Annotated in this window: 20 protein-coding genes and 1 rRNA gene; 9 read left to right on the forward strand and 12 right to left on the reverse strand. The window is 61.1% G+C overall.

Annotated features, from left to right (window positions below):
* Positions 1-135 precede the first annotated feature (135 nt).
* The 4 genes from rrf (at position 136) to CIB54_RS00020 (ending at position 4,032) form a co-directional block, all read left to right on the forward strand.
* Positions 136-251, forward strand: a 5S ribosomal RNA gene (gene rrf / locus CIB54_RS00005).
* Between the two features lie 215 nt (positions 252-466).
* On the forward strand, positions 467-1,126 hold the full coding sequence (locus CIB54_RS00010; protein ID WP_065951353.1) for a paraquat-inducible protein A: 660 nt from the start codon (positions 467-469) through the stop codon (positions 1,124-1,126).
* A complete protein-coding gene (locus CIB54_RS00015) occupies positions 1,113-1,736 on the forward strand; it encodes a paraquat-inducible protein A (protein ID WP_065951354.1) in 624 nt (207 codons plus the stop codon). Before CIB54_RS00010 ends, CIB54_RS00015 begins: the two co-directional genes overlap by 14 nt.
* Positions 1,729-4,032 (forward strand): PqiB family protein, encoded by a 2,304-nt coding sequence (locus CIB54_RS00020; RefSeq protein WP_101218154.1) that lies wholly within the window; start codon positions 1,729-1,731, stop codon positions 4,030-4,032. The genes CIB54_RS00015 and CIB54_RS00020 overlap by 8 nt, the downstream gene beginning before the upstream one ends.
* Positions 4,033-4,209: 177 nt before the next feature.
* Here the strand turns inward: CIB54_RS00020 and mksF are convergent, their stop codons facing one another.
* From mksF to mksB, 3 genes are read right to left on the reverse strand one after another with little or no spacing between them, the layout of a single operon-like run.
* Positions 4,210-7,050, reverse strand: a complete 2,841-nt coding sequence (gene mksF / locus CIB54_RS00025; protein ID WP_065951356.1) for an Mks condensin complex protein MksF — start codon at positions 7,048-7,050, stop codon at positions 4,210-4,212.
* Complete coding sequence (gene mksE / locus CIB54_RS00030) at positions 7,047-7,754, reverse strand: Mks condensin complex protein MksE (RefSeq protein WP_065951357.1); 708 nt, start codon at positions 7,752-7,754, stop codon at positions 7,047-7,049. The genes mksF and mksE overlap by 4 nt, the downstream gene beginning before the upstream one ends.
* Positions 7,744-9,021, reverse strand: coding sequence for an Mks condensin complex protein MksB (gene mksB, locus CIB54_RS00035; RefSeq protein ID WP_101218155.1), 1,278 nt, complete (start codon positions 9,019-9,021; stop codon positions 7,744-7,746). The genes mksE and mksB overlap by 11 nt, the downstream gene beginning before the upstream one ends.
* 187 nt (positions 9,022-9,208) lie before the next feature.
* Between mksB and CIB54_RS00040 the strand changes: the two genes are divergently transcribed.
* Both CIB54_RS00040 and rimI read left to right on the forward strand, forming a co-directional pair.
* Positions 9,209-9,952 carry an energy transducer TonB gene (locus CIB54_RS00040; protein WP_065951359.1) on the forward strand — a complete coding sequence of 248 codons (744 nt, stop codon included), beginning with the start codon at positions 9,209-9,211 and terminating at the stop codon, positions 9,950-9,952.
* Positions 9,945-10,397, forward strand: coding sequence for a ribosomal protein S18-alanine N-acetyltransferase (gene rimI, locus CIB54_RS00045; protein WP_101218156.1), 453 nt, complete (start codon positions 9,945-9,947; stop codon positions 10,395-10,397). The genes CIB54_RS00040 and rimI overlap by 8 nt, the downstream gene beginning before the upstream one ends.
* A gap of 298 nt (positions 10,398-10,695) precedes the next feature.
* Here rimI and CIB54_RS00050 read toward each other — a convergent pair whose 3' ends face one another.
* Positions 10,696-11,100 carry a serine kinase/phosphatase gene (locus CIB54_RS00050; RefSeq protein ID WP_101218157.1) on the reverse strand — a complete coding sequence of 135 codons (405 nt, stop codon included), beginning with the start codon at positions 11,098-11,100 and terminating at the stop codon, positions 10,696-10,698.
* Positions 11,101-11,238: 138 nt separating this feature from the next.
* Here CIB54_RS00050 and can point away from each other — a divergent pair, with 138 nt between their 5' ends.
* Positions 11,239-11,883 (forward strand): carbonate dehydratase, encoded by a 645-nt coding sequence (gene can / locus CIB54_RS00055; protein WP_003188288.1) that lies wholly within the window; start codon positions 11,239-11,241, stop codon positions 11,881-11,883.
* On the opposite strand, the gene CIB54_RS00060 is transcribed toward can, so the two are convergent.
* The 4 genes from CIB54_RS00060 to CIB54_RS00075 all read right to left on the reverse strand — a co-directional run bounded on the left by CIB54_RS00060 (position 11,880) and on the right by CIB54_RS00075 (position 17,110).
* Positions 11,880-12,404, reverse strand: coding sequence for an SET domain-containing protein-lysine N-methyltransferase (locus tag CIB54_RS00060; RefSeq protein ID WP_065951361.1), 525 nt, complete (start codon positions 12,402-12,404; stop codon positions 11,880-11,882). The genes can and CIB54_RS00060 overlap by 4 nt on opposite strands.
* A 141-nt stretch (positions 12,405-12,545) precedes the next feature.
* Positions 12,546-13,715 carry a hypothetical protein gene (locus CIB54_RS00065; protein WP_101218158.1) on the reverse strand — a complete coding sequence of 390 codons (1,170 nt, stop codon included), beginning with the start codon at positions 13,713-13,715 and terminating at the stop codon, positions 12,546-12,548.
* 123 nt (positions 13,716-13,838) lie between these two features.
* Entirely contained in the window at positions 13,839-15,539 is a 1,701-nt protein-coding gene (gene acpA / locus CIB54_RS00070; RefSeq protein WP_101218159.1) for an acid phosphatase, read from the reverse strand.
* A gap of 152 nt (positions 15,540-15,691) precedes the next feature.
* The gene (locus tag CIB54_RS00075) at positions 15,692-17,110 is read right to left on the reverse strand and encodes a short-chain fatty acid transporter (protein WP_065951364.1); all 1,419 of its coding nucleotides are present in this window, start codon (positions 17,108-17,110) and stop codon (positions 15,692-15,694) included.
* Between the two features lie 185 nt (positions 17,111-17,295).
* Here CIB54_RS00075 and CIB54_RS00080 point away from each other — a divergent pair, with 185 nt between their 5' ends.
* A complete protein-coding gene (locus tag CIB54_RS00080) occupies positions 17,296-18,585 on the forward strand; it encodes an MFS transporter (protein WP_065951365.1) in 1,290 nt (429 codons plus the stop codon).
* A gap of 136 nt (positions 18,586-18,721) precedes the next feature.
* Here CIB54_RS00080 and CIB54_RS00085 read toward each other — a convergent pair whose 3' ends face one another.
* The 3 genes from CIB54_RS00085 to CIB54_RS00095 form a co-directional block, all read right to left on the reverse strand.
* Entirely contained in the window at positions 18,722-18,958 is a 237-nt protein-coding gene (locus tag CIB54_RS00085) for a hypothetical protein (RefSeq protein ID WP_101218160.1), read from the reverse strand.
* Positions 18,959-19,408: 450 nt separating this feature from the next.
* A complete protein-coding gene (locus CIB54_RS00090; RefSeq protein WP_065951366.1) occupies positions 19,409-19,645 on the reverse strand; it encodes a hypothetical protein in 237 nt (78 codons plus the stop codon).
* 447 nt (positions 19,646-20,092) lie between these two features.
* Complete coding sequence (locus tag CIB54_RS00095; RefSeq protein WP_065951367.1) at positions 20,093-20,902, reverse strand: AraC family transcriptional regulator; 810 nt, start codon at positions 20,900-20,902, stop codon at positions 20,093-20,095.
* Between the two features lie 137 nt (positions 20,903-21,039).
* On the opposite strand from CIB54_RS00095, the gene CIB54_RS00100 reads away from it, so the two are divergent.
* Positions 21,040-21,678 carry a LysE family translocator gene (locus tag CIB54_RS00100; protein ID WP_065888066.1) on the forward strand — a complete coding sequence of 213 codons (639 nt, stop codon included), beginning with the start codon at positions 21,040-21,042 and terminating at the stop codon, positions 21,676-21,678.
* Between the two features lie 61 nt (positions 21,679-21,739).
* Here the strand turns inward: CIB54_RS00100 and ggt are convergent, their stop codons facing one another.
* Positions 21,740-23,569, reverse strand: coding sequence for a gamma-glutamyltransferase (gene ggt, locus CIB54_RS00105; RefSeq protein WP_101218161.1), 1,830 nt, complete (start codon positions 23,567-23,569; stop codon positions 21,740-21,742).
* Between the last annotated feature and the right edge of the window lie 278 nt (positions 23,570-23,847).

The raw sequence follows: 23,847 nt of genomic DNA on the forward strand, positions 1-23,847 counted from the left end.
ACTCTAACGAGCATCAGATTGCGGTGTGTGAAGACGAGATGAACCGAAAGTTCGACGCTCACAAAACACCGACAGCTGTCACATACCCAATTTGCTGAAGCGAGGCCATCAGGCCACGACTCAGTACCCGAATTTCTTGACGACCATAGAGCATTGGAACCACCTGATCCCATCCCGAACTCAGCAGTGAAACGATGCATCGCCGATGGTAGTGTGGGGTTTCCCCATGTGAGAGTAGGTCATCGTCAAGATTAAATTCCGAAACCCCAATTGCGAAAGCAGTTGGGGTTTTGTTTTGGGCGCTCGAAAAGCGCTGCTCTCTGGCGCAGCGAACTTTTCTCGACGCGTACCAACGCCCTGCACGCCCTTATCCTCGCTCCAAAACCTCGGACAAATTTGCACAGTTATTTCTGAACCAGAGCACTAGAATAGGCACCTAACCTTTTTTAGAGCCAGAGCCCTATTTATGCCCGATCCGGTTGATGCCCTTGAGGTGTCGGACTTACCGCTGGACGACCTGGTGGCCTGCCATGAGTGCGATCTGCTGATGCGCAAACCCGTACTCGCCCTCGGTGAAAAAGCTCAATGCCCACGGTGCGGCTACGAGCTATACGCTCACCGTCACAATGTCGTCGAGCGAAGCCTCGCCTTGGTCCTGGCAGCACTGTTGCTGTACATCCCCGCGAACTTTTTACCCATCATGCAGCTCAATCTACTCGGGCAGTCCTCAGAGGACACCGTGTGGACCGGCGTAGTCGGCCTGTTCAACACCGGCATGCAAGGGGTAGCCGTCGTGGTTTTCCTTTGCAGCATGGGTATTCCCTTGCTCAAATTGCTTTGCCAATTGGCCGTGCTGCTCAGCATCCGCTGGAACATCGGTCGCAGTCATGGACTGCTGTTCTACCGCATCTACCACCATATGAAAGACTGGGGGATGTTGGAGGTCTACTTGATGGGCGTCCTGGTGGCGCTTGTGAAGCTGGCGGACATGGCCTCCATTACGCTCGGCCTGGGTCTGGTGTGCTTTGTCAGTCTTTTAATGGTTCAGATCCTGCTCGAGGTGGTGATGTCACCCCATCAGATCTGGCAGGCGTTGTCAGGAGAGGATGACCATGCGGGCGATTGATGCAGGCATTCTGGTTTGTACGGAATGCCATGAGTTGAACAAGCAGGAAGCGGACGCCGATGAGCAACTCTGCAGCCGTTGCGGTGCGCTGATCCACGCACGTCGCCCCAATAGCCTCATACGCACCTGGGCACTGCTGGTCACTGCGGCAATCCTGTATATCCCCGCCAACCTGCTGCCCATCATGACCGTCAACTCCCTCGGCCAAGGTGACCCCAGCACCATCATGTCAGGGGTGATCCAGCTGGTGCAGCACGGCATGTTCCCCATTGCCGCCGTGGTGTTCATCGCCAGTATCCTGGTGCCAACGTTCAAGCTGGTGGGTATCGGCCTGTTGCTGTTTTCGGTGCAGCGCCGTCAACCACTGTCCGCGCAACAACGCATTATCATGTACCGCTTTATCGAGTTCATCGGTCGCTGGTCCATGCTGGATATCTTCGTGATCGCCATCCTGGTGGCGGTCGTAAACTTTGGGCGACTTGCCAGTGTCGAGGCCAATCTCGGCGCTGCAGCGTTCGCCAGTGTGGTGATCTTGACGATGCTTGCCGCAGTAACCTTCGATCCCCGACTGATTTGGGATAACACGGAGTCGGATGACGACCATGAGTGATTTGCCTAAAGCTAAAACCCGCCCTGCATCCAACTGGTCGGCCATCTGGGTGCTGCCGCTGATTGCCCTGATCATCGGTGGCTGGCTGGGTTGGCGTGCCTACTCCCAGCAAGGTCTCGAGATCCAGGTCCGCTTTGAAAGCGGCGAAGGCATTCAGGTCAACAAGACCGAAGTGGTCTACAAAGGCATGACGGTGGGTAAGGTCAAAGCCTTGGCGCTGGATGACGAGGGCAACAATCGGGGGGTGATTGCCACCATCGAGATGAACAAGGACGTCGAGCAATACCTCAGGACCAATACCCGTTTCTGGCTGGTCAAGCCCAGCGTCAGCCTCGCCGGTATCACCGGCTTGGAAACCCTTGTGTCGGGTAATTACATCGCCGCAAGCCCGGGGGATGGTGAGCCCACCCGCAAGTTCAAGGCGCTCTCCGAAGAGCCGCCGTTATCCGATGCCAAGCCTGGTCTGCACCTGACCCTCAAGGCAGATCGCCTGGGTTCGCTGAACCGGGGCAGCCCGGTGTTCTACAAGCAGATTCAGGTGGGACAGGTCAAAAGCTACTTGTTGTCCGAGGACCACAGTACCGTCGAGATCAAAGTCTATATCGAACCGACCTATGCCAACCTGGTGCGCAAACACACGCGTTTCTGGAACGCCAGCGGCATCAGCATCGACGCCAATCTGTCGGGTGTGAAGGTGCGCAGCGAATCTCTTTCCAGCATCGTCGCCGGCGGTATCGCTTTCGCCACGCCGGAAAATCGCAAGGACAGCCCGCCAACCGACCCGAGCCTGCCGTTCCGCCTGTACGAGGATTTCGACGCCGCCGCCGCCGGTATCAAGGTCAAGGTCAAGCTTACCGACTTCGAAGGCCTGCAAGCTGGACGTACACCAGTGATGTACAAGGGTATCGAGGTCGGCAGCCTGAAGACCCTGAAGATCGACCCGGACCTGTCCAGTGCCAGCGCTGAATTGACCCTCGACCCCCTGGCCGAAGATTATCTGGTGCAGGACACGCAATTCTGGGTAGTCAAACCGTCCATCTCCCTGGCCGGCATTACCGGCCTGGAGGCTTTGGTCAAAGGTAACTACATCGCCATCCGCCCCGGTGACAAGGGCACCGCGCCACAACGTGAATACGTGGCTCGCGCCAAGGCGCCACCGTTGGATCTGCGCTCCCCGGGCCTGCACATGGTGTTGCTCACCGACAACCTGGGCTCGCTGGATGTCGGCAGCCCGATTCTGTACAAACAGGTCAAGGTCGGTTCGGTACAGAGCTACCAGTTCTCACGCAAGAAAAAGCAATTGGTGATCGGTGTTCACATCGAGAAAGAGTATGAAAGCCTGGTCAACGGTTCGACCCGTTTCTGGAATGCCAGCGGTGTCACCCTGACCGGCGGGCTTACCGGCGGTATCCAGGTGAAAAGTGAATCCCTGGCCAGCCTGATGGCCGGCGGTATTGCCTTTGAAACGCCGGAACCGAATGTGCCGCTGAAAAGGCACATCCCGCGTTTCCGCCTGTTTGCCGATCGGGACGCTGCCAATCGGCACGGCACGCTGGTCACCATCAAGGTTGACCGCGCCGATGGCTTGAGCCCTGGCACGCCGGTGCGCTTCAAAGGCCTGGACGTGGGCAAGATCGAAAGTGTGGACCTGAGTGCCGACATGCAATCAGTGCTGCTCAGCGCGCGTATCACTCAAGTGGCCGACCGCATTGCACGGGTTGGCAGTCAGTTCTGGGTGGTCAAGCCTGAATTGGGCCTGATGAAGACCGCGAATCTGCAGACCCTGGTCACCGGGCAATACATAGAAGTGCAACCGGCCGCGAAAAACGCCGGGCCGCAGAAAAGCTTTGTTGCCCTTGCCCAACCGCCTGAAGCCGCACATCGGGAGGCGGGCCTGAGCCTGACGCTCAGCGCCGCGCGCCGTGGTTCGCTCAAGGAAGGCGTACCCGTCACCTACCGTGAAGTCACCGTGGGCAAAGTCACCGGCTACGAGCTGGGACAGACCGCCGACCGTGTACTGGTGCATATCCTGATCGAACCCAAATATGCGCCCTTGGTCCGCAGTGGCAGCCGCTTCTGGAACACCAGTGGCTTCGGGCTCGACTTCGGCTTGTTCAAGGGCGCGACGGTGCGTACCGAGTCCCTGGAGACGCTGGTGGCCGGCGGTATTGCCTTTGCCACGCCTGATGGCGATCGCATGGGCAACCCGGCGCGGCCGCAGCAGACCTTTGCGCTGTTCGACAAATTCGAGGATGAGTGGCTGACCTGGGCGCCAAAGATTCCACTGGGCAAGTAGATCGAGGCGCGGCCATCGGGGGCAAGCCCCCTCCCACATTCGGATTTGTGAATACATTCAAAGTGTGGGAGGGGGCTTGCCCCCGATAAGGCCCTCAAACTCAATACAAAACTCCAGCCCAAAAAAAGGCCGCGATCCAAAAAGATCGCGGCCTTTTCGCCTTTTCAGCGCTACACGTCAGACTTCATCCAACTCCGGCTCATCGGCCTGTACGTTCAGAGTTGCCTTCACCCCATCGTGACGACGAATGTATTTCCAGTCCGCCTCATCAATGTAGATCCCGTTGGGCCCGCTGCCGCCTTCCAGGTCGATCGCCACCTGGGCGGACACCTGCGGCTTCACACTGGCCAGGATCGGCACGAAGCCCAACTGCAGGCTGGTTTCCAGCAACGCGGCCTGGTTCTTCTCATCGATATCCGCTGCCTCATCGAGGTAGTACGGCAAGCGCACACGCCCGGCCTGGTCGCGGTCCATCAAGTGCAGCAACAAGTACATGTTGGTCAGCGCCTTGATGGTCATGGTGGTGCCGTTGGACGCGGCGCCATCGATATCGGTATGAATCACCGGCTGGCCGTTTACCTTGGTGATCTCGAACGCCAGTTCGAACAGGTCCTTGAGGCCCAGCTGGTTATGGTTGGCCGCGACTAGGCGGGCCAGGTATTCCTTGGCCTCTTCGTTCTTGTTGTCCTGCTCGGCACTCTGGCTGAGGTCGAACACCGACAACGTCTCGCCTTCTTCATACTGACCGGCGCTGTGGATGATCTGGTCGATATGCTTGAGGGCTTCCTTGTTCGGCGCCAGCACGATGCGAAAGCTCTGCAGGTTGGAGACCTGGCGCTTGTTGATCTCGCGGTTGAACAATGCCAGTTGATGTTCCAGGCTGTCGTAGTCGCTGCGGATATTGCGCAAGGTCCGTGCGATATCCGTGACCGCCGCGCGGCGTGCCTTGCCCAGGGTCAAGGCCTCGTCGGTACGGTGGGCATAGGCGTTGATCAGCAGTTGCAGGCGACGCTCCATGTCATCCTCGCTGTCGAACTTGGCCACACCCTTGAGGCGCACCTGCGCATACAGCGCTTCGATCTGGCCATCGGCGCGCAGCAAACCTTGCCAGCTGTCCTGATAGTCGTTGAGCAGCGGCAGCAGGTTGTCCATGGAGTCGTCGACCGGATCCATGAACGGCGTGCCGAAGGGCAGGTCCGCCGGCAACAGCTGGCGACGGCGCAAGGCATCGTCCAGCGTACGTTGCTTGGCTTCCATATCGCCGATCTGACGGCCGACCAGTTGCAGCTTGGCCGACAGCTGCTGGACGCGCTCGGTGAACGCATCACTGGAGCGCTTCAATTCGTCCTGGGCCGCTTCCATCTGCGCCAGGTTTTCCAGCTTCTCGCCTTCTTCCGCGCTCAGGGTTTGTGCGCGGCGGAAATCTTCCAGCGCCTTCTGTGCGTCGAGTACCTGCTGGTACAGCGCTTCGGTCTGGGTCTTGCTCGCGGCGCGGTCGGAGGCTACGGCCTGCTGAGTCTTGAGTTGCTTGAGCTCTTTTTCCAGGCGCTCTTTCTGATCGCGCAATGCCGCGCGATCGGCCAGCGCCTGTAACGCCGGTGGCTCAATGTGCGAGATGTCGATGGACAGCCCCGGCACTTCGAAACGCTCGCCCTTGAAGCCATCCAGGATCTGCTCCAGGGATTTGACCCACTGGCCGTCCTCGTCCAGCGTGATGCCGTGCTCGCCCAGCGGCAGGCTGAACAACGAACTGTTGAACAGGCGCATCAGGCGCTCGACATCCTGCTGCGAAAATTCTTCGCGCAGCTTGGCGTAGCTGTTGTTGTCCGCGTGGTCCAGCTGCTGCTTGACCGACTTCAAGCGTTTTTCCAGGTCGCGCAGACGCTCGTCCAAATCCTCGGCGCTGAATTGCCGGGACTGCGCCAGCGCACCCGCCAATTCGTCGTGAGCATCCTTGGCCGCGAGCAGTTGCTGCTCCAGCACCCTCACATCATCGACCAACGCGAAGCGATGCTTGAGCACCGACAGTTCGCCCAACCAACGCTGGATGCCGCTGATCTCGCGCTCCAGGCGCATCAGCTCCTGGGTGCCGCCGCGCTGGTCGTTCTGCAGCGCATCCTGCTCGCTGCGATAGTGTTCGGCCTGGAGGGTCAGCTCTTCCTTGCGGGCACTGGCGTAGTCCGACCAGGTGCCCAACAGCGAATCCAGCAACGGCGACAGGCGATGCAATTTGCCGCGCAGGATGTCGCGCTGTTTCACACCATTGGCGAGCGCTTCGACCAACGGCCCGGCGGCCACCAGCGAGTGGTAGTCCTGCTCCATGCGCCGCACATCGCGGAAGGCTTCTTCGCACGCGGCGATGTAATCGACGCTGCCGGAACGCAAGCTGTGTTCGAACGCATCGAGGAACAATTGCTTGAGCTTGGCCGCGGTGATTTCGCGCATGTGCAGCAGGTTGATAAACAGCGCGCGGAACGTCTTCAGGCTCTGCTCGCTGGTGGAACGCAGAGGGATCAGCGTCAGGTCCAGCGGAATCGACGTATGGCCGCCTACCAGCAAGCGACGCAGTTCATCAGGTTTGAGTTCATAGGCTTTCAGGCCTTCGCGCTCAAGGTTGGTGAACAGCTCCTTCTGGCGCAGGCAGGTGTCGTTTTTCTGGTAGTGGGCCAGGTCCAGCTTGCCGGCGTAGGCAAAGAACTGGTGACCGAAACCACCGCCCGGGCCGCGCCCGACTACGCCAATCACGTGCGGGCCGTGGGGCAGCGAGACCTCTACCAGGATGTAGCTGGTGTCCGTGGCAAAGTAGAAGCGCCGCGATTGCTCCAGGGTGTACTTGCCGAAGCTCATGTCCGACATGCGCGCCAGGATCGGGAACTGCAAGGCGTTGATCGACGCGGATTTACCCAGGTTGTTCGCGCCATACACCGACAGCGGTTCTTCCAGCGGGAACAAACCCAGGCTGTAGCCGGCGGTGTTCAACAGGGCGAAACGGCGTATGCCGTAGCGTTCCTTACTCATGCGTCGGTCTCCTGTTCTTCGGCAATGGCGCGGGCGAGGGCGTCTTCTTCGCTTTCCTCGGCGAAGTCGCTCAAGTCCAGCGGGTCATCGGTCTTCAGCAGTTTTTCATCGCTGTCTTCGTCGATGATCACCGGTGCCGGCAACGGCAACACGCTGTGGACGCTGGCGGCGAGGTCGCGGTCCTGCTGGACCGACAGGCACACGTCGAGGAATCGATGCATCGGCGGCAGGAAGCGATAGATGCCATTGTCTTCGCCGGCAAAGCCCAGCTGGGTCATGCGGCGCATGATTTTTTCTTCAAGTTCTTCCTGGGTCTGCACCTCGGCCTGGATAAACAGGTCGCGGTACTTTTCCAGCAACGACGGCAGCTCATCGCGGCCCAGGCTGCCGCCATCGAGCACGGCAACCGGGTCGCGGCCCTGGTCGGCCAGATGCTCGACCAGGATGAAGGTGAACAGGGCCAGACGCTGCGCGGTCTTGTTCACCTGCGCGCTGGCGATGGCCGAATCCGGTACGAAGTAATAGAAACCACGGGTATCGCAGACCAGCTCAAAACCCAGGGCCTTGAACAGCGTGCGGTACTGGTCCTGGAAGTTCGACAGTTGCGCGTACAGCTCCGGGTCGCGACGGCTGACGTGGTAACCCTTGAACAGCTCGCGAAAGATCGGCGCCAGCTGGGACAGTTCGGATAGATCAAGATGCATAAGGCGTGCTCGCAGAATTCTCGGTGGCGTCAACGCCGGCCGGGAGCAGGGCGAAGGAGCGCAGGCTGACCTGGTGCTCGTGTGTGTGATAGTCGCGGCGCTCCAGGCGTTCGCGCTTGAAACGTTTTTCCCGCGAGAGCCGCGAGAACCAGTACAGCAACTCGTCGGTGGCACCGTCCGGTTCCTGCTCCAGCAGCCAGGTCATCAGGTCTGGCATCGGCAGTGCGTCTTCGCAGCGCTCGAGCATTTCCTTGACCGTACGCGGCGCGCGCTGGGCTTCGCCCTTGTGGATTTTGTGCGCCTTGGGGAAGCGTGCCGGTTTTGGTTCGAAATTGGCCAGGGCATACACGTAGGCTTCCACCTGGCTCGCGCTACCCAGGAAGGTGCTTTGCGGGCGGGTGAACAGGGGCATGGCGGCCTGTGGCACCGCGTCCAGGCCTTTGCGGCGGATCGCTGACAGGGCCAGCGCCGCGCCGCGGGTCACGGCATTGTGTCGGCGGGCTTCTTCGCGTAACGGCAACAACAACTCGCGCGCATGGCGCAAGGTCAACTGGGCGCTGGTCTGCATCTCGAGGATGCGCGCGTGCGTGCGCAGCAGCATGTCGTCGTCCACCAACTGGCCCAGACGCTGCTGCTCGGTGAGCATGCGCAGCAGCACATTCTCGACCTTGCGCACGCCTTGCTCGAACGCGCCGTCGGCGTTTACCAACTGGATCATCGGCTCGACGTATTCGTCCCAGGTTGCCAACACCTCGGCATAACGCTGGCGCAACGGGATCTGGCGGTCGCTGGTCTTGGCGCGGTCGGCCACGGCCGCGAGGGCCTGTTCGTCGTTGGCCAGTTTTTTCAGCACATCGCGCACGCGCATATCCAGCAGACGCAGTTGGCGGGCCAGGTCGTGGCCATCACGGATGTCGAAGGCGTCCTGGATATAACCGGCCAGACGCTCGAGGTGGCGCAGGTAGGCTTCGATTTCCAGGCACAGGCCAAGCCGGTGCTCCTTGCGCAGATACGCCAGGAAGTCGTGAATCTGCGCGTTGAGCTCGAAACGGTTCGGGCTCTTGGCGACAGGCACCAGGATATCCAGGCGAATCCACACGTCCAGCAAGCTGGTGATGTCCTGGGGCGTGCTGTCCAGTTGTTGGGCGGCCAGTTGCGCGCGCAGTTCGCCCAGGCTCAGGGTGCCTTGGTCGAAGTGTTCGCACAGTGGCTCAAGTAAGGCCCAGTGTTCGGCGAGGGCGCGCAGGACGCGCTTGGGTTCGATCATGGGAATGGCCGGCTGGTTGGCGATTAAAAGTCGCGATTGTACTGCATCGGACGCGGGATTTATCCACAGCCGGTCAGTGTGCAGTGGGCGATTGTTGCCGAACAGCGGTAGAATCGCCGCTCTTTAGTTATCCACAAGTGGCCGAGCTGTGCTTATCGAGTCCCGACGTCGCGCTTACTTGAGCGCCATGCAGGTGGTCAACTGGCTGCCCCGCACCGAACTGCCGTTTGCCGCGCCGTCGCGGCCCGAGCTGTTGCAGGTGCCTGAGCCCTATGAGGCATTCGAGCCTTCAGGCGAGGAAGCCGCCGCGCCGGTTGCGGTGGTCAAGCCTGTGCCTGAAATGCGGCCGACGGTGGAGCGCACGAAAATCGAGGTGCCGCGCCCGTCACCTGTGGTCAAGGCGGTGGTTGCCGAGGAGACTGCCCCGGTGATCAAGGCCCCGGTGGTGCCGCCGCCACGCTTTGCCCTGCAACTGCTGCGCGCGGGTCGTTGCCTGCTGCTGGTGGAGTTGCCCACCGGCGAACGTTTCCAGTCGCGCGACCCCGCCTACCTGCTGCTCAAGGATATGCTGCGCGCCGCCGGCCTGCCCGACAGCCCGCAAATCGTCGGTGACCCGGTGCGCTGGCCGCTGTTGGTGCGCGGCACCATGGACCAGGGCCCGGAAGCTGCGCGGGATTTTGTACAGAGTTTTGTCTCGGCACGCCTGGAAGATGAACCTTGCGTATGCCTGTGGCTGATCGGCCTGCCCGCCGTGCGTTTTGCCGGTGAAGCCAATGCCGAAGCCTGGTACCGCGAACTGCAGGTCGAGGGCCTGGGTTCGGTATGGGCCCTGCCGGGCCTGGAATTATTAATGGAAGAGCCACAGCGTAAGGCTGATGTCTGGCAAGCCATGCGCCGGCTGATGGCGCGCTGGAAAACAACCGATGAGTGAGGCTTTATCCTTTCGCCCGATGACCGAGGCCGACCTCGACGCCGTGCTGAAGATCGAATACGCGGCGTTCAGCCACCCATGGACCCGTGGCATCTTTCTCGACGGCCTGGGCAAGTACCAGATCTGGCTGATGTTCGAAGGCGAGCAGCAAGTGGGGCATGGCGTGGTACAGATCATCCTCGATGAGGCGCATCTGTTGAATATCACCGTCAAGCCGGAGAATCAGGGCCGGGGTTTGGGGTTGGCGTTGCTGGAACATTTGATGTCCCGCGCCTACGCGGCCAACGCGCGCGAATGCTTCCTGGAGGTGCGGGACAGCAATACCGGGGCGTTTCGCCTGTATGAGCGCTATGGCTTCAACGAGATTGGCCGTCGCCGGGATTACTACCCTGCCGTGGGTGGCCGCGAAGACGCGGTGGTCATGGTCTGCACCCTGATCGACTGAACACCGAAATCCATGTGGGAGGGGGCTTGCCCTAATGCCAGTCAGTTAGCGCCGATCTCCTGTGGGAGGGGGCTTGCCCCCGATAGCGGTGGGTCAACCAACATCAGTGTTTGCTGTGCCGACGTCATCGGGGGCAAGCCCCCTCCCACATTTGATCTTCGCAGCCTTAAGCATTTCGTTCGCTTAACTGACTGGCATTAGGGCTTGCCCCCGATGGCGGTGGTTCAGCCAATACATGAGTTGACTGACCCACCGCTATCGGGAGCAGGCCCCCTCCCACCTGTTGAACTGAATTGTGTCAGCGCTTGCCGTTGAGCGGGTCCAGGTCGGCCAGTTCGGCCTCGTCCAGGCCATTTCCGCCGCCTATCTCTTCTTCACCAACAACGCTCAGATCGTAGTCCGCCGCGCCGTCTTCACCTTCTTCCCGCGCATCCCGTGCGCCATCCTCATGGATCAGGGTTTCCGGGCTCATATCGTCATCGGTCGACTCGTGATCATCCGTTGAAGCACCGGTCATGCCCGCTTCGCGCACCCGTTCGTCAGGCATCAGGTGCTCGCGCTCGCCAGGGGGGATCTCATCGCCGATTTGGGCCGTCTGGTCTTCTTCATCAAAATCCAGCTCGTGCATCGAACCCATGCGGTCTTCATTATCATCAATCGGTTCGGGCTGCGTAGCGCCGTAGGGACGTCGTGATTCAGTCATGGCCAATCCTCATACTGTGGGGCTTATAGTGAGTGGACAGGCTATGTGCCCCAAAGATTCAAGCTAATTTGCGCCACGCGTGACCCGGACGAGGGCTTGTCAGTCACAAAACAGCGCATCATTCCTGAGGCTTTCCTGATGAACGAACTACAAGACCTGCTAGATAACAACGAACGCTGGGCGGATGCGATCAAACAGGAAGATCCCGAATTCTTCGCCAAGCTCGCCCGCCAGCAAACCCCGGAATACCTGTGGATCGGCTGCTCCGATGCACGTGTACCGGCCAACGAGATCGTCGGCATGTTGCCCGGTGACCTGTTCGTGCACCGCAATGTGGCCAACGTGGTGCTGCACACTGACCTCAACTGCCTGTCGGTGATCCAGTACGCCGTCGATGTGCTCAAGGTCAAACACATCCTCGTCACCGGCCATTACGGTTGTGGCGGCGTGCGCGCCTCGATGCAGGACCGCCAGTTCGGCCTGATCGACGGCTGGCTGCGCACCATTCGTGATCTCTACTACGAAAATCGCGACGTGCTGGCCCAGTTGCCCACTGAAGAAGAGCGCGTAGACCGCATGTGCGAGCTGAACGTGATTCAGCAGGTGGCGAACGTCGGTCATACCAGCATTGTGCAAAACGCCTGGCACCGCGGGCAGAGCCTGTCGATTCATGGCTGCATCTACGGCATCAAGGATGGCCGCTGGAAGAGCTTGAACACCACCATCAGTGGCTTCGAGCAACTGCCGCCGCAGTACCGTCTGCGACCGCTGGGCGAAGCCTAAGACCGTTTATGCTCGCGCCACCAGGCCATGAAGGCCTGGCCTCTGGCGTTCAACGGCTCCTTGTGGCCGGTGATCCAGCCCCGGCAGTTCGGCTCGCCGCAATGGCAGGCGAACTGTCGGAACAGCGCGTCTTCGGTCGTGGCGTAATCAACCGTCAGCGCTGTACCGACGGGGATAGACTGTGCGGTCCACAGTTCCAGGTAAGTGGTGTCCAGGAACACGTTTGGGGTGCACGAGTGCTGCAACAGGCCGCAGAACCAGGCGTCGTACAAGTGAATGCGTGGCGATAGCTGCAGCGTATACCGACGTCGTTCGCTGACGGCATACCCGCAAATCCTGGCGATGCGCACGCCTCTCCCAAATGCGACGCGGGCTTTTATGACGGCGGGCGTGCCGTGAGTGCCTTGCACAATCTGGAAGTGTTCGCTCGAGGGGTAACCCTGATCGACGTGCAGCGTCTTGAACGGGTAAAGGCTGTCAAACACAGCCGCTTTAGCCTTATCCATGGCTTGAGTCTTCATCACTCTCCTCATAGGGCTGCATGGACCTGCGGGGCTTAACTGACGGCCAATCTGTTGCAGCAAATGGGTGCTGCCCAAGACTCACCCAAGTCGCAGCCGATTTCTACTGTCAAATCTGACAGTAGAAATCATTGCCACCGCTCACAGCGCAGGTGGTGCGAGGGTGGGGGGCGGGGCGGCACTGCGCAGCTGTTTCAACTGGGCTTTGATGGTGGGCGTGGCGCATTTGGCGTTGGCCTGCTCCGCAGTCAGGTTGCGCACCGAGGTGTAGAACAACTCGCAGGTCTGCTCCTTACGCGTGACCTGCCAGGTATTCATGCATGCCTTGAGCAACACATTTGCATCGCTGGCCGGTTTCTGGCCCATGCCGGCTTGCCAGCAGGCCGCGCTGAGGTCCTGGCCCATCACTTTCAGGCCGGCTTCATCGGCCTTTTGCTCATTGCCGTCATACGTGTCCGGGCTGGCGGCGTACCAGATGTAACTCGGGTGGTTGGCACCGAGCACCGAAACCGGCTTGCCCGGTTCCGGGCTGATCTGCGCCAGCCCCAGCACCGCCACGGTCTGCCCGTATTGTTGCTTGATCCAACTGCGCACCGGCGCGCCGAAGGCCACCATCGGCAACGTACCGTCGGGGCGCAGGCTCAACTCCTTGACCATGCGGGTCTGGTAGTCGGTGAAATAGCTGTAGACCGCTTCCAGGTCTTTACCGGCATTGGACGGGGCGGCGATGGGGGCGATATCGATAATGGTCTGATAGGCCGGGGTTTCGCCGGCAGGGATGCCGTTGCTGGTGAGCAAGGTTGCCCAGCGGTCGGTGGTGGCCGACTCCAGATAGTCCTGGGCCTGTGTCAGCGAGTAGTCGGGCGGGAAGTGCAGCAGCTCGATGCTTTTGCGATTTTCCAGGGCCATGCCCAGCGGCAGGAACAGGTACCAGTTGTAGGCCCACTTGCCATCGGTGTTGAGCTGGCTGGCGCCCAGGTAAGCCAGGTCGGCGGTATCGAGCAGGGCCGTCAGGGGCTGGCCGTAACCGTCCGGTACGCCGCTGAAGGTCGCTGCGACCTGGCCGTCATGGCTTTTGACGCTGACCTTGGCCCGACTGTAGCCGTCACGTTGCAGGCTCTGGTTCAAATAATGCTCGGCAGTCTGCTCCAGCGTCCAGGGCCGAAAGCAGATCACGTTGCAGTTGTTGGGAAACGCGAATAACTGAGTGACACGTTGCGTGCTGCCCAACGGCACTTCGATGTCGGCCTGTACGGCCGCACTGGCCAGCAGTGCGGCCAGGGTCAAGGCCAGCGTGGTTGGTTTGAACATAGTTGGTTCCTTGTCAGCGAAAGCCCGTCTGCGCGGGGTGAAAGCCCACCCTTCACACAGTAGCGGCTGACCAGGAAAACCGCGTGCTAAATCGCTGCGGGTGTCGCGATTGGATAAGTGAAGCTAAACGCTGAATTGCAAGGCGTTGCTCAAATCCCCCATGGGTTTCTGGCCGCGGGCGAGCATCGCGTCATCCCTTTGCTTGAGGCCGTCCAGGGTTTCCAGCTCAAACACGCGGGTGATCAAGCGCAGGATCGAGGCGGTGTCATACACCGTATGGTCAACCGTGCCTTTGCGCGCAAACGGTGACACCACCAGCGCCGGAACCCGCGTGCCCGGGCCCCAGCGGTCGCCCTTGGGCGGTGCCACGTGGTCCCACCAGCCGCCGTTTTCATCGACGGTCACCACCACCACCATGTTGTTCCACTGCGGGCTTTCCTGCAGCACCTTGAGGGCGCGCACGATATGGCGGTCGCCCGAGGCTACATCGGCATAGCCGGCGTGCATGTTCAGGTTGCCCTGGGGCTTGTAGAACGTCACGGCGGGGAGCTTGCCCGCCTGGGCATCGGCGAAGAACCTATTGGTGCTCGCCTCATCACCCAAGCCGCCGTCGCGCAGGCGTTTGTCACGTTCCGCACGGTTCTCGGGGCCCTGCTGCTTGAAGTAGTTGAACGGCTGATGGTGATACTGGAAGTTCGGAATCTTGGGGATGCCGCCCGAGTCCTTGAACTGATCCAGGGTGGCTTGCCATGCGCCGGCGTACCAGGCCCAGTCGATGTTCTTTTTCGAGAGCTTGTCGCCAATGTGTTCATGGGTTTGCGGCACCAACACGTTGGGCAGGTCCGGTTTGGAATAATCGGGGTTTTGCGGGTCGCGGATCCAGGTCGGCCAATAGGGCGGCGCCAGCGTGTTGACCGCGTAACCGTCCGGGGTCAGGGCGCTGGGGCCGAACTGCGGCGGGCCGGCCATGGCACTGGCCGGCGAGGTGTCCAGGGGTTTGAGGCGCGGGTCGCCGGGGTCGTCGCTTTGCAGCGTGGCGATCTGCGCCTTGGCCACTGATTGCGCAGCATTGGGATAGGTCGGTGCGGTGGCGCTGATCAGGTATTGGTGGTTAAGGAACGAGCCGCCGAACGCGCCCTGGAAGAAGTTATCGCACAGCACGAACTCCCGGGCGACGTCCCACAGGCGCAGGGAGTAACGGCTCTGGGCGTAATGGCCCATCACCAGGCCACCTGAATCGCCCCACGCCACGAACCCGTCATTCTTGCCGCCGTTGATCTGCATCTGGTTCTGATAGAACACGTGCCACAAGTCCCGGGTCACCAGGCTCAGCGGCAAGTCCTCGGCATTCGGACCCTTGAGGGCGAACGGTGCGTTGGGCAGGTTTTCCTGGAACTGCACGGCGCTCGGGTAGGTCACCCCATCCACGCTTTGCGGGCCGACCTGCAGCACGCCGCCCCAGGTCTGGGGGAGGGCGGGCAATACGCTGCCATCGCGGTCGCGTTGTAGGTAATCCGTGGCGGACAGCGCCGAGAGGGGTTTCTCCAGCCCGGGGAAATCGGCAAACAGATTGTTGAAGCTGCGGTTCTCCGCGTAGATCACAACGACGGTCTTCACCTGGTCGCGCAGGGCCTTGTCCAACTCCGGCGCTGTAAGTGGCCGCGCCGCCGGTTTTTCCGGCGCCTGGCCGGCATTTCCACAGCCACTCAAGGTTGCGCCCACCCCCAGCACTGCAGCGCCCCCCAGGAATCGCCGGCGACTGCTGTCAACCGGCGCCTGGCCTACGGAATCTATGGAAGGGCGATCTACGTGCTCGTCACTCATTGCGCGGGAGTCCTGGGCGAATGTTGCAAGATATTTCGCAGGACGGTAGCAATGCAATGTGACGGGATTAAGGCAGCTACAAGCTACAAGCTGCAAGCTGCAAGCTTGAAGCTTGAAGCTTGTGGCTGAAAACTTGCAGCTTGCGGCTGCTCCTAAGGCATCACCGGCGGCACATACGTCAACGTCGTCCCCAACGCCCACAGCAAAAACAACACCAACGGCGTGTGCACCAGCAATTGCACAAACGAAAACCCGATCAGATCCCGCGCCTTCAGCCCCAGTACCCCGAGCAGCGGCAGCATATAGAACGGGTTGATCAGGTTCGGCAGCGCCTCGGCCGCGTTGTAGATCTGCACCGCCCAGCCCAGGTGGTATTGCAGGTCATTGGCCACTTGCATCACGTAGGGCGCTTCGATGATCCACTTGCCGCCGCCGGACGGGATGAAGAAGCCCAGCACCGCCGAGTACACGCCCATCAGCAGGGCGTAGGTGTCGTGGGAGGCGATGGAGGTGAAGAACAGCGAGATATGGTGCGCCAGGGTTTGACCGTCGCCGCCTTTGACCACGGTCATCAGCGCTGCAATCGAGCCGTACAGCGGGAATTGGATCAACACGCCCGTGGTGGTCGGCACGGCGCGGGCCACGGCATCGAGGAAGCTGCGCGGGCGCCAGTGCAGCAGCGCGCCGACCATGATGAACAGGAAGTTATAGGTGTTGAGCCCCGAAATGGCGCTGATTGCCGGTTTGCTCGAGAACTCGTGGAACAGCCAACCGGCCGCCAGCAGCGCCAGCGCAATCGTCAGCAGCGGGCTGTGCTCCAGCCATTCGCCGGGTCGGGTCGGCACCGGTGGCTTGGGCAGGTTGAACGCAGGGTCGACGCCGCAGGCCTTGGCATCCCGCGCGCTGTTCGGGCCCGGCGCGGTGGCGTAGGCGATGATCAGCGAGACCACGATCAGCGCCAACAACATCACGCCCGATTGCCACAGGAAGATGGTTTCGGTAAACGGGATCATCCCGGTGATCGCCAGGATCGACGGCGGCAAGCTGGCCGGGTTGGCCTGTAACTGCGCGGCCGACGAGGACAAGCCCAGCGCCCACACGGCGCCCAGGCCCAGATAGGCCGCGGCGCCAGCGGCACGGTAGTCCATGCGCAGGTCCGTGCGACGCGCCAGTGCACGCACCAGCAAACCGCCGAATACCAGGGACAGGCCCCAGTTGAGCAGGGAGGCCACCATGGAAATCAACGCGACCCAGGCCACGGCCGACCGGCCGTTCTTCGGGATGCGCGCCAGGCGGTCAATCAGCTTTACCGCAGGCGGCGAACTGGCCACCACATAACCACCGATCACCACAAAGGCCATCTGCATGGTGAAGGGAATGAGGCTCCAGAACCCGTCGCCAAACGCCTTGGCGGCTTCGGTGGGCGCAGCGCCCATGCCCAGGGTGGCCACGGCGACAACGATCACGGCGAGGGCGGCGAACACCCACGAGTCCGGGAACCAGCGCTCGGCGAAGGTGGAGCAACGCAGGGCAAATCGGGCATAGCGGCTTTCTTCGATAGCATCGGCCACGAGTCTTTCCTCTTGTATTTATTATGGGGTGGGCAGTTTTGCGGCATGTTCCGCTACGCTCATTGATTTGGGAATGTAGTTATCTTCATCGATCAATGAGTAAAACAAATATATCCGCCGCGATTGCCATCATCCGGTTCAACTCATAATCTGCACGCCATTTTGTTTGTCTGCCGAGCATGCACATGACTGCCACCGCTTCTTCACAGGCGCAGCGTTTTTCCCGCTCCGACTACAAAACCCTGGGCTTGGCCGCCCTCGGTGGCGCCCTGGAAATCTACGACTTCATTATCTTCGTGTTCTTTGCGCTGACCCTCAGCCAACTGTTCTTCCCCCCGCAAATGCCCGAGTGGCTGCGCCTGCTGCAAAGCTTCGGCATCTTCGTCACCGGCTACCTCGCCCGCCCGCTGGGTGGCATCCTGATGGCGCACTTTGCCGACCACTTGGGGCGCAAGCGCGTGTTCAGCTTGAGCATCCTGATGATGGCCTTGCCCTGCCTGCTGATCGGAGTCATGCCGACCTACGCGCAAATCGGCTACTTCGCACCGCTGATCCTGCTGGCGCTGCGCGTGTTGCAAGGCGCCGCGGTGGGCGGTGAAGTGCCCAGCGCCTGGACCTTCGTCGCCGAGCATGCCCCGCGCAGTCATCGTGGGTATGCCTTGGGGTTCCTGCAGGCCGGCCTGACCTTCGGTTACTTGCTCGGCGCGCTCACGGCCACGTTGCTTGCACAGGTCTTCACCCCGGCCGAGATTCTCGACTATGCCTGGCGTTTCCCCTTCCTGCTCGGCGGCGTGTTTGGCGTGATCGGCGTATGGCTGCGCCGCTGGCTCAACGAAACCCCGGTATTCCTCGAAATGCAGGCCCGCCGCCAAGCTGCCGCCGAACTGCCGCTGCGCACCGTGTTGCGCGACCATCGCGCCGTGTTGCTGCCGGCGATGATCCTTACGTGCGTGCTGACGTCGGCGGTGGTGGTGCTGGTGGTCATCACTCCGACCATGATGCAGAAAACCTTCGGCATGAGCCCCAGCCACACCTTTGCCTTGAGCGCGCTGGGGATTGTGTTTCTCAACATCGGTTGCGTATTGGCCGGCCTGCTGGTGGACCGCATCGGCGCCTGGCGCGCGGTGCTGGTCTACAGCCTGCTGCTGCCGGTGGGGGTGTTTATCCTGTATGCCAGCCTGATCAGCGGCGGGGTCTGGCTGGGCGCCGCGTATGCCGTGGCCGGCTTGAGCTGCGGGGTGGTGGGCGCGGTGCCGTCGGTGATGGTCGGGCTGTTTCCGGCGCCGGTGCGGGTGTCGGGGATTTCCTTCACCTACAACATTGCCTACGCGCTGTGGGCGAGTACCACACCGCTGCTGCTGATTGCGTTAATGCCCGCCAGTCCGTGGATTTGCGTGGGGTATTGCGGGGTGATGGGGGCGGTGGGCGTGGCGAGTGTGGCGCTGTTCGGCAAGCGCCACACCTTGGCTGGCTGAGGCTCAGGTCAGGACGATGATCGTGATTCATGTGGGAGGGGGGTTGCCCCCGATAGCGGTGTGTCAGCCAGCCTGTCTGTCGCTGATACACCGCCATCGGGGGCAAGCCCCCTCCCACATTGGTTTTGTGGTGTTTTCAGGTTCGTGGCAGGCATTCGATGGTGCGGTTTATCACCGTTTTGGCCATTTCCAGCAAGTGCCAGGCGGCATGGATTCTTGCGCGGTCGTGGGGTTGCAGGTGATCGCAACAGTCCCACACCGTGGCCGATGCGCTGTTGATCAGATGGGAAATGTAAAGTTGAGCGTCTTCGAAGCTGAGTTCTTCATTGACGACGAGGCAATCCATGGGCGGATCGGGCAGTGGTTTGGTCATGGTGTAACTCCTGATTAAGTCGGAAGCCGGCCCAGTCGCGACTAAACGAAGGGTGGCGGCTGTACGCAGGTTAGTCGACCGGCTAATCAGGAAAATCCGGCGCACCCGAGGGTGCCCTGCGCACAGCCACCATAAAACCTCATGGAGGACCATGCGCCTGATTAGAGTCCGGGCGACTAAACCCGATCACTGAATTTCAGTGACGGACCGAAGACTAGCCATCGATTCCAACAGGCACAAGGCGGCGGGGATTGTCTCGGAAACGTCCTGCAATTTAAAGGGACACAGCTTGCTGGCCCTTTACAAACCATGACCAGATGCCAGCAACGCCACCTTATCTGAACTGTGGGAGGGGGCTTGCTCCCAATAGTGGTGTGTCAGCCAGCCTGTCTGTCGCTGATACACCGCTATCGGGGGCAAGCCCCCTCCCACATTGGTTTTGTAGTGTTTTCAAGTTCGTGGCAGGCATTCGATGGTGCGGTTTATCACGGTCTTGGCCATCTCCAGCAAGTGCCAGGCGGCATGGATTCTTGCGCGGTCGTGGGGTTGCAGGTGATCGCAACAGTCCCACACCGTGGCCGATGCGCTGTTGATCAGATGGGAAATGTAAAGTTGAGCGTCTTCGAAGCTGAGTTCTTCATTGACGACGAGGCAATCCATGGGCGGATCGGGCAGTGCTTTGGTCATGGTGTAACTCCTATTGAACAAGGGAGCGACCACCAACGCTGCTAAACGTGAGGTGGCAGCTGTACGCGGGTTAGCAGACCGGTCAATAGGAAAACCAGCGCACCCGAAGGTGCCCCACGTACAGCCGCCATAATGCGGTGACAACGTGTGCCTATTGAACTCAGGCTGCTAAACCCGATCACTGAATTTCAGTGACGGGTCGAAGACTAGCCATCGATTCCAACAGGCACAAGGCGGCGGGGATTGTCTCGGAAACGTCCTGCAATTTAAAGGGACACGGCTTGCTGGCCCTTTACAAACCATGACGAAATGCCAGCAACGCCACCTTATCCAAAAGGTGGGAGGGGGCTTGCCCCCGATGAGGCCGTGTCAGTAACGCATCCGAAACTGACCCACCGCTATCGGGGGCAAGCCCCCTCCCACATTGAATGCATTTCAGGTCTTGAGTCAGCGTCCGAGCATTTTCACCCAGCGCGACGGCGGCATGCCGTAGGTGCTGCGAAACTGCCGGGTCATGTGGCTCTGGTCGGTGAAGCCCGCGCTCATCGCCGCATCCACCAAGGGCTCGCCCTGGGCCAATAATTGGCGCACCAGGTCCAGCCGGCGCATGGTCAGGTAGCGGTAGGGGCTGGTGCCGAACAGCAAGCGGAAATCCCGCGACAGCGCCCAGCGGTCGCGCCCGGCGTGATCAGCGATTTCATCCAGGGTGAGGCTGCGGCCCAGGGCGCTGTGGATAAATTCCCGGGCGCGCTCGGCGGCGATGTAATCAAAGGATTTGCGGCTTGTGATGACGCCGGACGCAGCGCTGAGCGTATGGGCCAGGTCGAACATGGCGTCCTGCTCCTGCATCGGGTCGATCGGGCAGTCCAGGCTTTGCAGCAATACCTCGCTGGCGCGGTGCAGCCGCGGGTCGGTGGACACGCCGCCGGGTATGAAGGGCAGCGGCTTGCCGCCGAGGATCTGCTGGATCAGCGCCGGTTCTACATAGATCATCCGGTACTTGAAACCCTCATCGCTGCCCGCGCGGCCGTCATGGATTTCATCGGGGTGAATCACCATGGTGGTGCCGGGCAAACTGTGAGTCATGCCGCCGCGATAGTGGAAACTCTGCACACCGAACAGCGTGCGCCCGATGGCGTAGGTGTCATGGCGATGAGGGTCGAACGCAAAGCCGGCAAAGTAGGCTTCGATACGGTCCAGGCCACTGGCGTGCGGGGCGCGGTGCAGCCAGTCCAGCGTGTGGGTAGGGTTGCCCATGGTGACTGTCACAAAAGGAGGTGGAAACACGTTAGCCGAGTCTGCGCCCCTTGTCTGCCGGGGTCTTGTACGATTGTGCAGTTGTTCGGCCAGGCCTATGATCCAGGCTGCGTATTGCCTTGAAGGAGCTGGCCGCGATGGAACTGTTCAACCCCGCTTATGTGGCGCCGCTGGTCTCGTTGGCCCTGCTGTGGACGGTGGCCGTGGTCACGCCCGGGCCCAACTTCTTCAACACCGCCCAATTGGCCGCCAGTTGTTCGCGCCGACATGGTGTAGTGGCCTCGGCGGGCGTGGCCACCGGTACGATCCTGTGGGGGTTGGCGGGTGGGCTGGGGATCAAGTCGCTGTTTACGGCCGCGCCTATGTTGTACCTGGCGTTCAAGATCATCGGTGGCTGCTATTTGATTTATCTGGGGCTGAAACTGTTCAAGCGCTCGGCAACCAGCATGGGCCAGACTCCATTGCCGGATGCGGCGCGGCGCTCGCTGTTTTCCGCCTGGCGTCTGGGGCTGTTGGGTAACCTGTCCAACCCCAAGGCGGCGCTGTTCGTCGCCACTATCTTCGCATCCACCATGCCGCCGTCGCCTTCGCCGGTGTTGCTGACGTTGGCGGTGATCGTCATGGCGACCTTGTCGTTCAGTTGGTACACCAGTGTGGCGCTGCTGTTTTCCAGTGAACGCATGGCCACTCTTTACAGCCGTTCGCGTAAATGGCTCGATCGTTTTGCCGGGGGATGCTACGTCTTGTTCGGTTCACATCTGATCGCGAATCGCTGACCGTCCGTTACACGGCTTAAATGGGTGGTGAGGGAGCAAGCGCCCTCCCACCCAGGTTGAATCAGTCGCCCAGTGCTTCGCCTTCGCGCCGCGGGTCCGCACCCCCGCTCAATGACACCTTGCCCTGGGCATCACGCGTGCGAACGATCGCCTGGACGCCGCTGGTCATGTCGATTTCGCTCAGTTCGTGACCTCTACTCTTCAAGGCCTGCTTCACGCCCGGGCTGAACAGCCCGGCTTCCAACTCGGTTGCGCCATTGCGGCTGCCGAAGTTCGGCAGGCTGATAGCGGCCTGCGGGTCGAGTTTCCAGTCCAGCATCGCGACCAGTGTTTTGCTCACGTATTCAATGATCTGCGAGCCGCCCGGCGAACCCACGGTGGCCAGCAACTCACCGCTCTGACGGTCGAATACCAGGGTCGGCGCCATGGCCGAGCGCGGGCGTTTGCCGGGTTGTACGCGGTTGGCGACGGGTTGGCCGTTTTCTTCGGGGATGAACGAGAAATCGGTCATCTGATTATTGAGCAAAAAGCCCTGGACCATGACGTGGGAGCCGAACGCCGCCTCGACCGAGGTGGTCATCGATACGGCGCCGCCCTGATCATCCACGGCCACCACTTGCGAGGTGGAAATGCGCAGTGGCGAGCGGTCCGGCGCGTAGGCCACCTGAAGGCCTGCCGGTTGACCCGGCTTGGCGATGCCCATGCTGCGCTCACCGATCAGTGCGGCGCGCCGGGCCAGGTAATCTGGTGCAACGAGACCGGCAACCGGCACCGGCGTGAAGTCCGCATCAGCCACGTATAGCGCTCGGTCGGCGAACGCCAGGCGCCCGGCTTCGGCGATCAGATGCACGGCTTCGGGCGTGGGTTCAAGCCCGGCCGGCGAGGGACTCTTGAGCGGCGTCATCGGCGCGATGGCCAGGCGCGGATCGCGCGTTTGCAGCGCCTGCAATGTGCCGAGGATTTGCGCAACAGCGATCCCACCCGACGACGGCGGCGGCATGCCGCAGACTTTCCACTGCTTGTAGTCGGTACACAACGGCGTGCGCTCCTTGGCGGCGTAGCCCTGAAGGTCCGCTTGGGTCAAGCTGCCGGCATTGCGATTGCCCTGCACCTTGCGTGCGATTTCATCGGCAATCGGGCCGTGATACAGCGCGTCCGGCCCCTCCTTGGCGATACGCTTGAACACCGTCGCCAGCGCCGGGTTCTTCAACAGCGCGCCAGTGGCTTTTGGCGAACCATCGGTATTCAGAAAGTAAGTGGCCATGTCCGGCGATTGCGCGATAAAGCGGTCTGCGGCAATCAAGCTGTGCAGGCGTGGGGAGATTGCGAAACCCTGTTCGGACAACCGGATCGCCGGTTCGAACAGCTGGGCCCACGGCAGGTGGCCATTCTTTTTATGCGCCATTTCCAGTGCCCGCAATACCCCCGGCGTGCCCACCGAACGCCCGCCGATCTGCGCATCGGTAAACGCCATGGGCGTACCGTCGGCCTTCAGGAACAACCGCTCTGTCGCCCCGGCTGGGGCGGTTTCCCGGCCGTCATAGGCGTGCACGTTTTCGCCGTCCCACAGCATGATGAATGCGCCGCCGCCGATGCCGGACGATTGCGGTTCCACCAGCGTCAGCACCGCTTGCATGGCGATCGCCGCATCGATTGCCGAACCGCCCTGGCGCAACATTTCGCGTCCGGCTTGGGCAGCCAGTGGGTTGGCAGCGGCAGCCATATGGCGGGCTGCGTGACGAGTGGCGAGGTCGGTGCGATAGCCCGACCCCAGCTCCGGTGCGGGTGGTTGTTCATTGACCGTGGTGTGGCAGCCGGCAAGGGCGAGCGTGATGGCAACGGTTGATAGTTGACGGCGGGAAATAAAAAGCACGCGTTGAACTCCGTTCATTTTGAGAATGACCTGATCTTCCTGTCGCAAGACTTTAGCGCAGCAGAGAGGGGGATGGTCCGGATTGATTGGTTTTTTCCGGTCGGGCCCGCCGGGCTGGGTTTGCGTAATGCTGGAACCAAACCGAGGAAAATACTCACTCGGTAACTGGTATTTATCTATTTCTGGAGCCTGCTATGCACAGAAGAGTAGATGGTCTGCCCCACGCACAACATGACGTCATCGAGCATGCTCATGTCGATAATGCACATTCCCGCCCGGCCACAGAGCCTGCCCAG

Source organism: Pseudomonas fluorescens (assembly GCF_002837185.1).
GTDB lineage: Bacteria > Pseudomonadota > Gammaproteobacteria > Pseudomonadales > Pseudomonadaceae > Aquipseudomonas > Aquipseudomonas fluorescens_AM.

Excerpts from the sequence above, each read along its gene's own strand:
- CIB54_RS00050 (WP_101218157.1), bottom strand. The coding sequence starts at position 11,100 with ATGACTGAATCACGACGTCCCTACGGCGCTACGCAGCCCGAACCGATT.
- CIB54_RS00090 (WP_065951366.1), bottom strand. The coding sequence starts at position 19,645 with ATGACCAAAGCACTGCCCGATCCGCCCATGGATTGCCTCGTCGTCAAT.
- rimI (WP_101218156.1), top strand. The coding sequence starts at position 9,945 with ATGAGTGAGGCTTTATCCTTTCGCCCGATGACCGAGGCCGACCTCGAC.
- mksF (WP_065951356.1), bottom strand. The coding sequence starts at position 7,050 with ATGAGTAAGGAACGCTACGGCATACGCCGTTTCGCCCTGTTGAACACC.
- acpA (WP_101218159.1), bottom strand. The coding sequence starts at position 15,539 with ATGAGTGACGAGCACGTAGATCGCCCTTCCATAGATTCCGTAGGCCAG.
- can (WP_003188288.1), top strand. The coding sequence starts at position 11,239 with ATGAACGAACTACAAGACCTGCTAGATAACAACGAACGCTGGGCGGAT.
- CIB54_RS00080 (WP_065951365.1), top strand. The coding sequence starts at position 17,296 with ATGACTGCCACCGCTTCTTCACAGGCGCAGCGTTTTTCCCGCTCCGAC.
- CIB54_RS00100 (WP_065888066.1), top strand. The coding sequence starts at position 21,040 with ATGGAACTGTTCAACCCCGCTTATGTGGCGCCGCTGGTCTCGTTGGCC.
- CIB54_RS00095 (WP_065951367.1), bottom strand. The coding sequence starts at position 20,902 with ATGGGCAACCCTACCCACACGCTGGACTGGCTGCACCGCGCCCCGCAC.
- CIB54_RS00020 (WP_101218154.1), top strand. The coding sequence starts at position 1,729 with ATGAGTGATTTGCCTAAAGCTAAAACCCGCCCTGCATCCAACTGGTCG.
- CIB54_RS00015 (WP_065951354.1), top strand. The coding sequence starts at position 1,113 with ATGCGGGCGATTGATGCAGGCATTCTGGTTTGTACGGAATGCCATGAG.
- ggt (WP_101218161.1), bottom strand. The coding sequence starts at position 23,569 with ATGAACGGAGTTCAACGCGTGCTTTTTATTTCCCGCCGTCAACTATCA.
- CIB54_RS00085 (WP_101218160.1), bottom strand. The coding sequence starts at position 18,958 with ATGACCAAACCACTGCCCGATCCGCCCATGGATTGCCTCGTCGTCAAT.
- CIB54_RS00060 (WP_065951361.1), bottom strand. The coding sequence starts at position 12,404 with ATGAAGACTCAAGCCATGGATAAGGCTAAAGCGGCTGTGTTTGACAGC.
- CIB54_RS00010 (WP_065951353.1), top strand. The coding sequence starts at position 467 with ATGCCCGATCCGGTTGATGCCCTTGAGGTGTCGGACTTACCGCTGGAC.
- CIB54_RS00065 (WP_101218158.1), bottom strand. The coding sequence starts at position 13,715 with ATGTTCAAACCAACCACGCTGGCCTTGACCCTGGCCGCACTGCTGGCC.
- mksB (WP_101218155.1), bottom strand. The coding sequence starts at position 9,021 with ATGATCGAACCCAAGCGCGTCCTGCGCGCCCTCGCCGAACACTGGGCC.
- mksE (WP_065951357.1), bottom strand. The coding sequence starts at position 7,754 with ATGCATCTTGATCTATCCGAACTGTCCCAGCTGGCGCCGATCTTTCGC.
- CIB54_RS00040 (WP_065951359.1), top strand. The coding sequence starts at position 9,209 with ATGCAGGTGGTCAACTGGCTGCCCCGCACCGAACTGCCGTTTGCCGCG.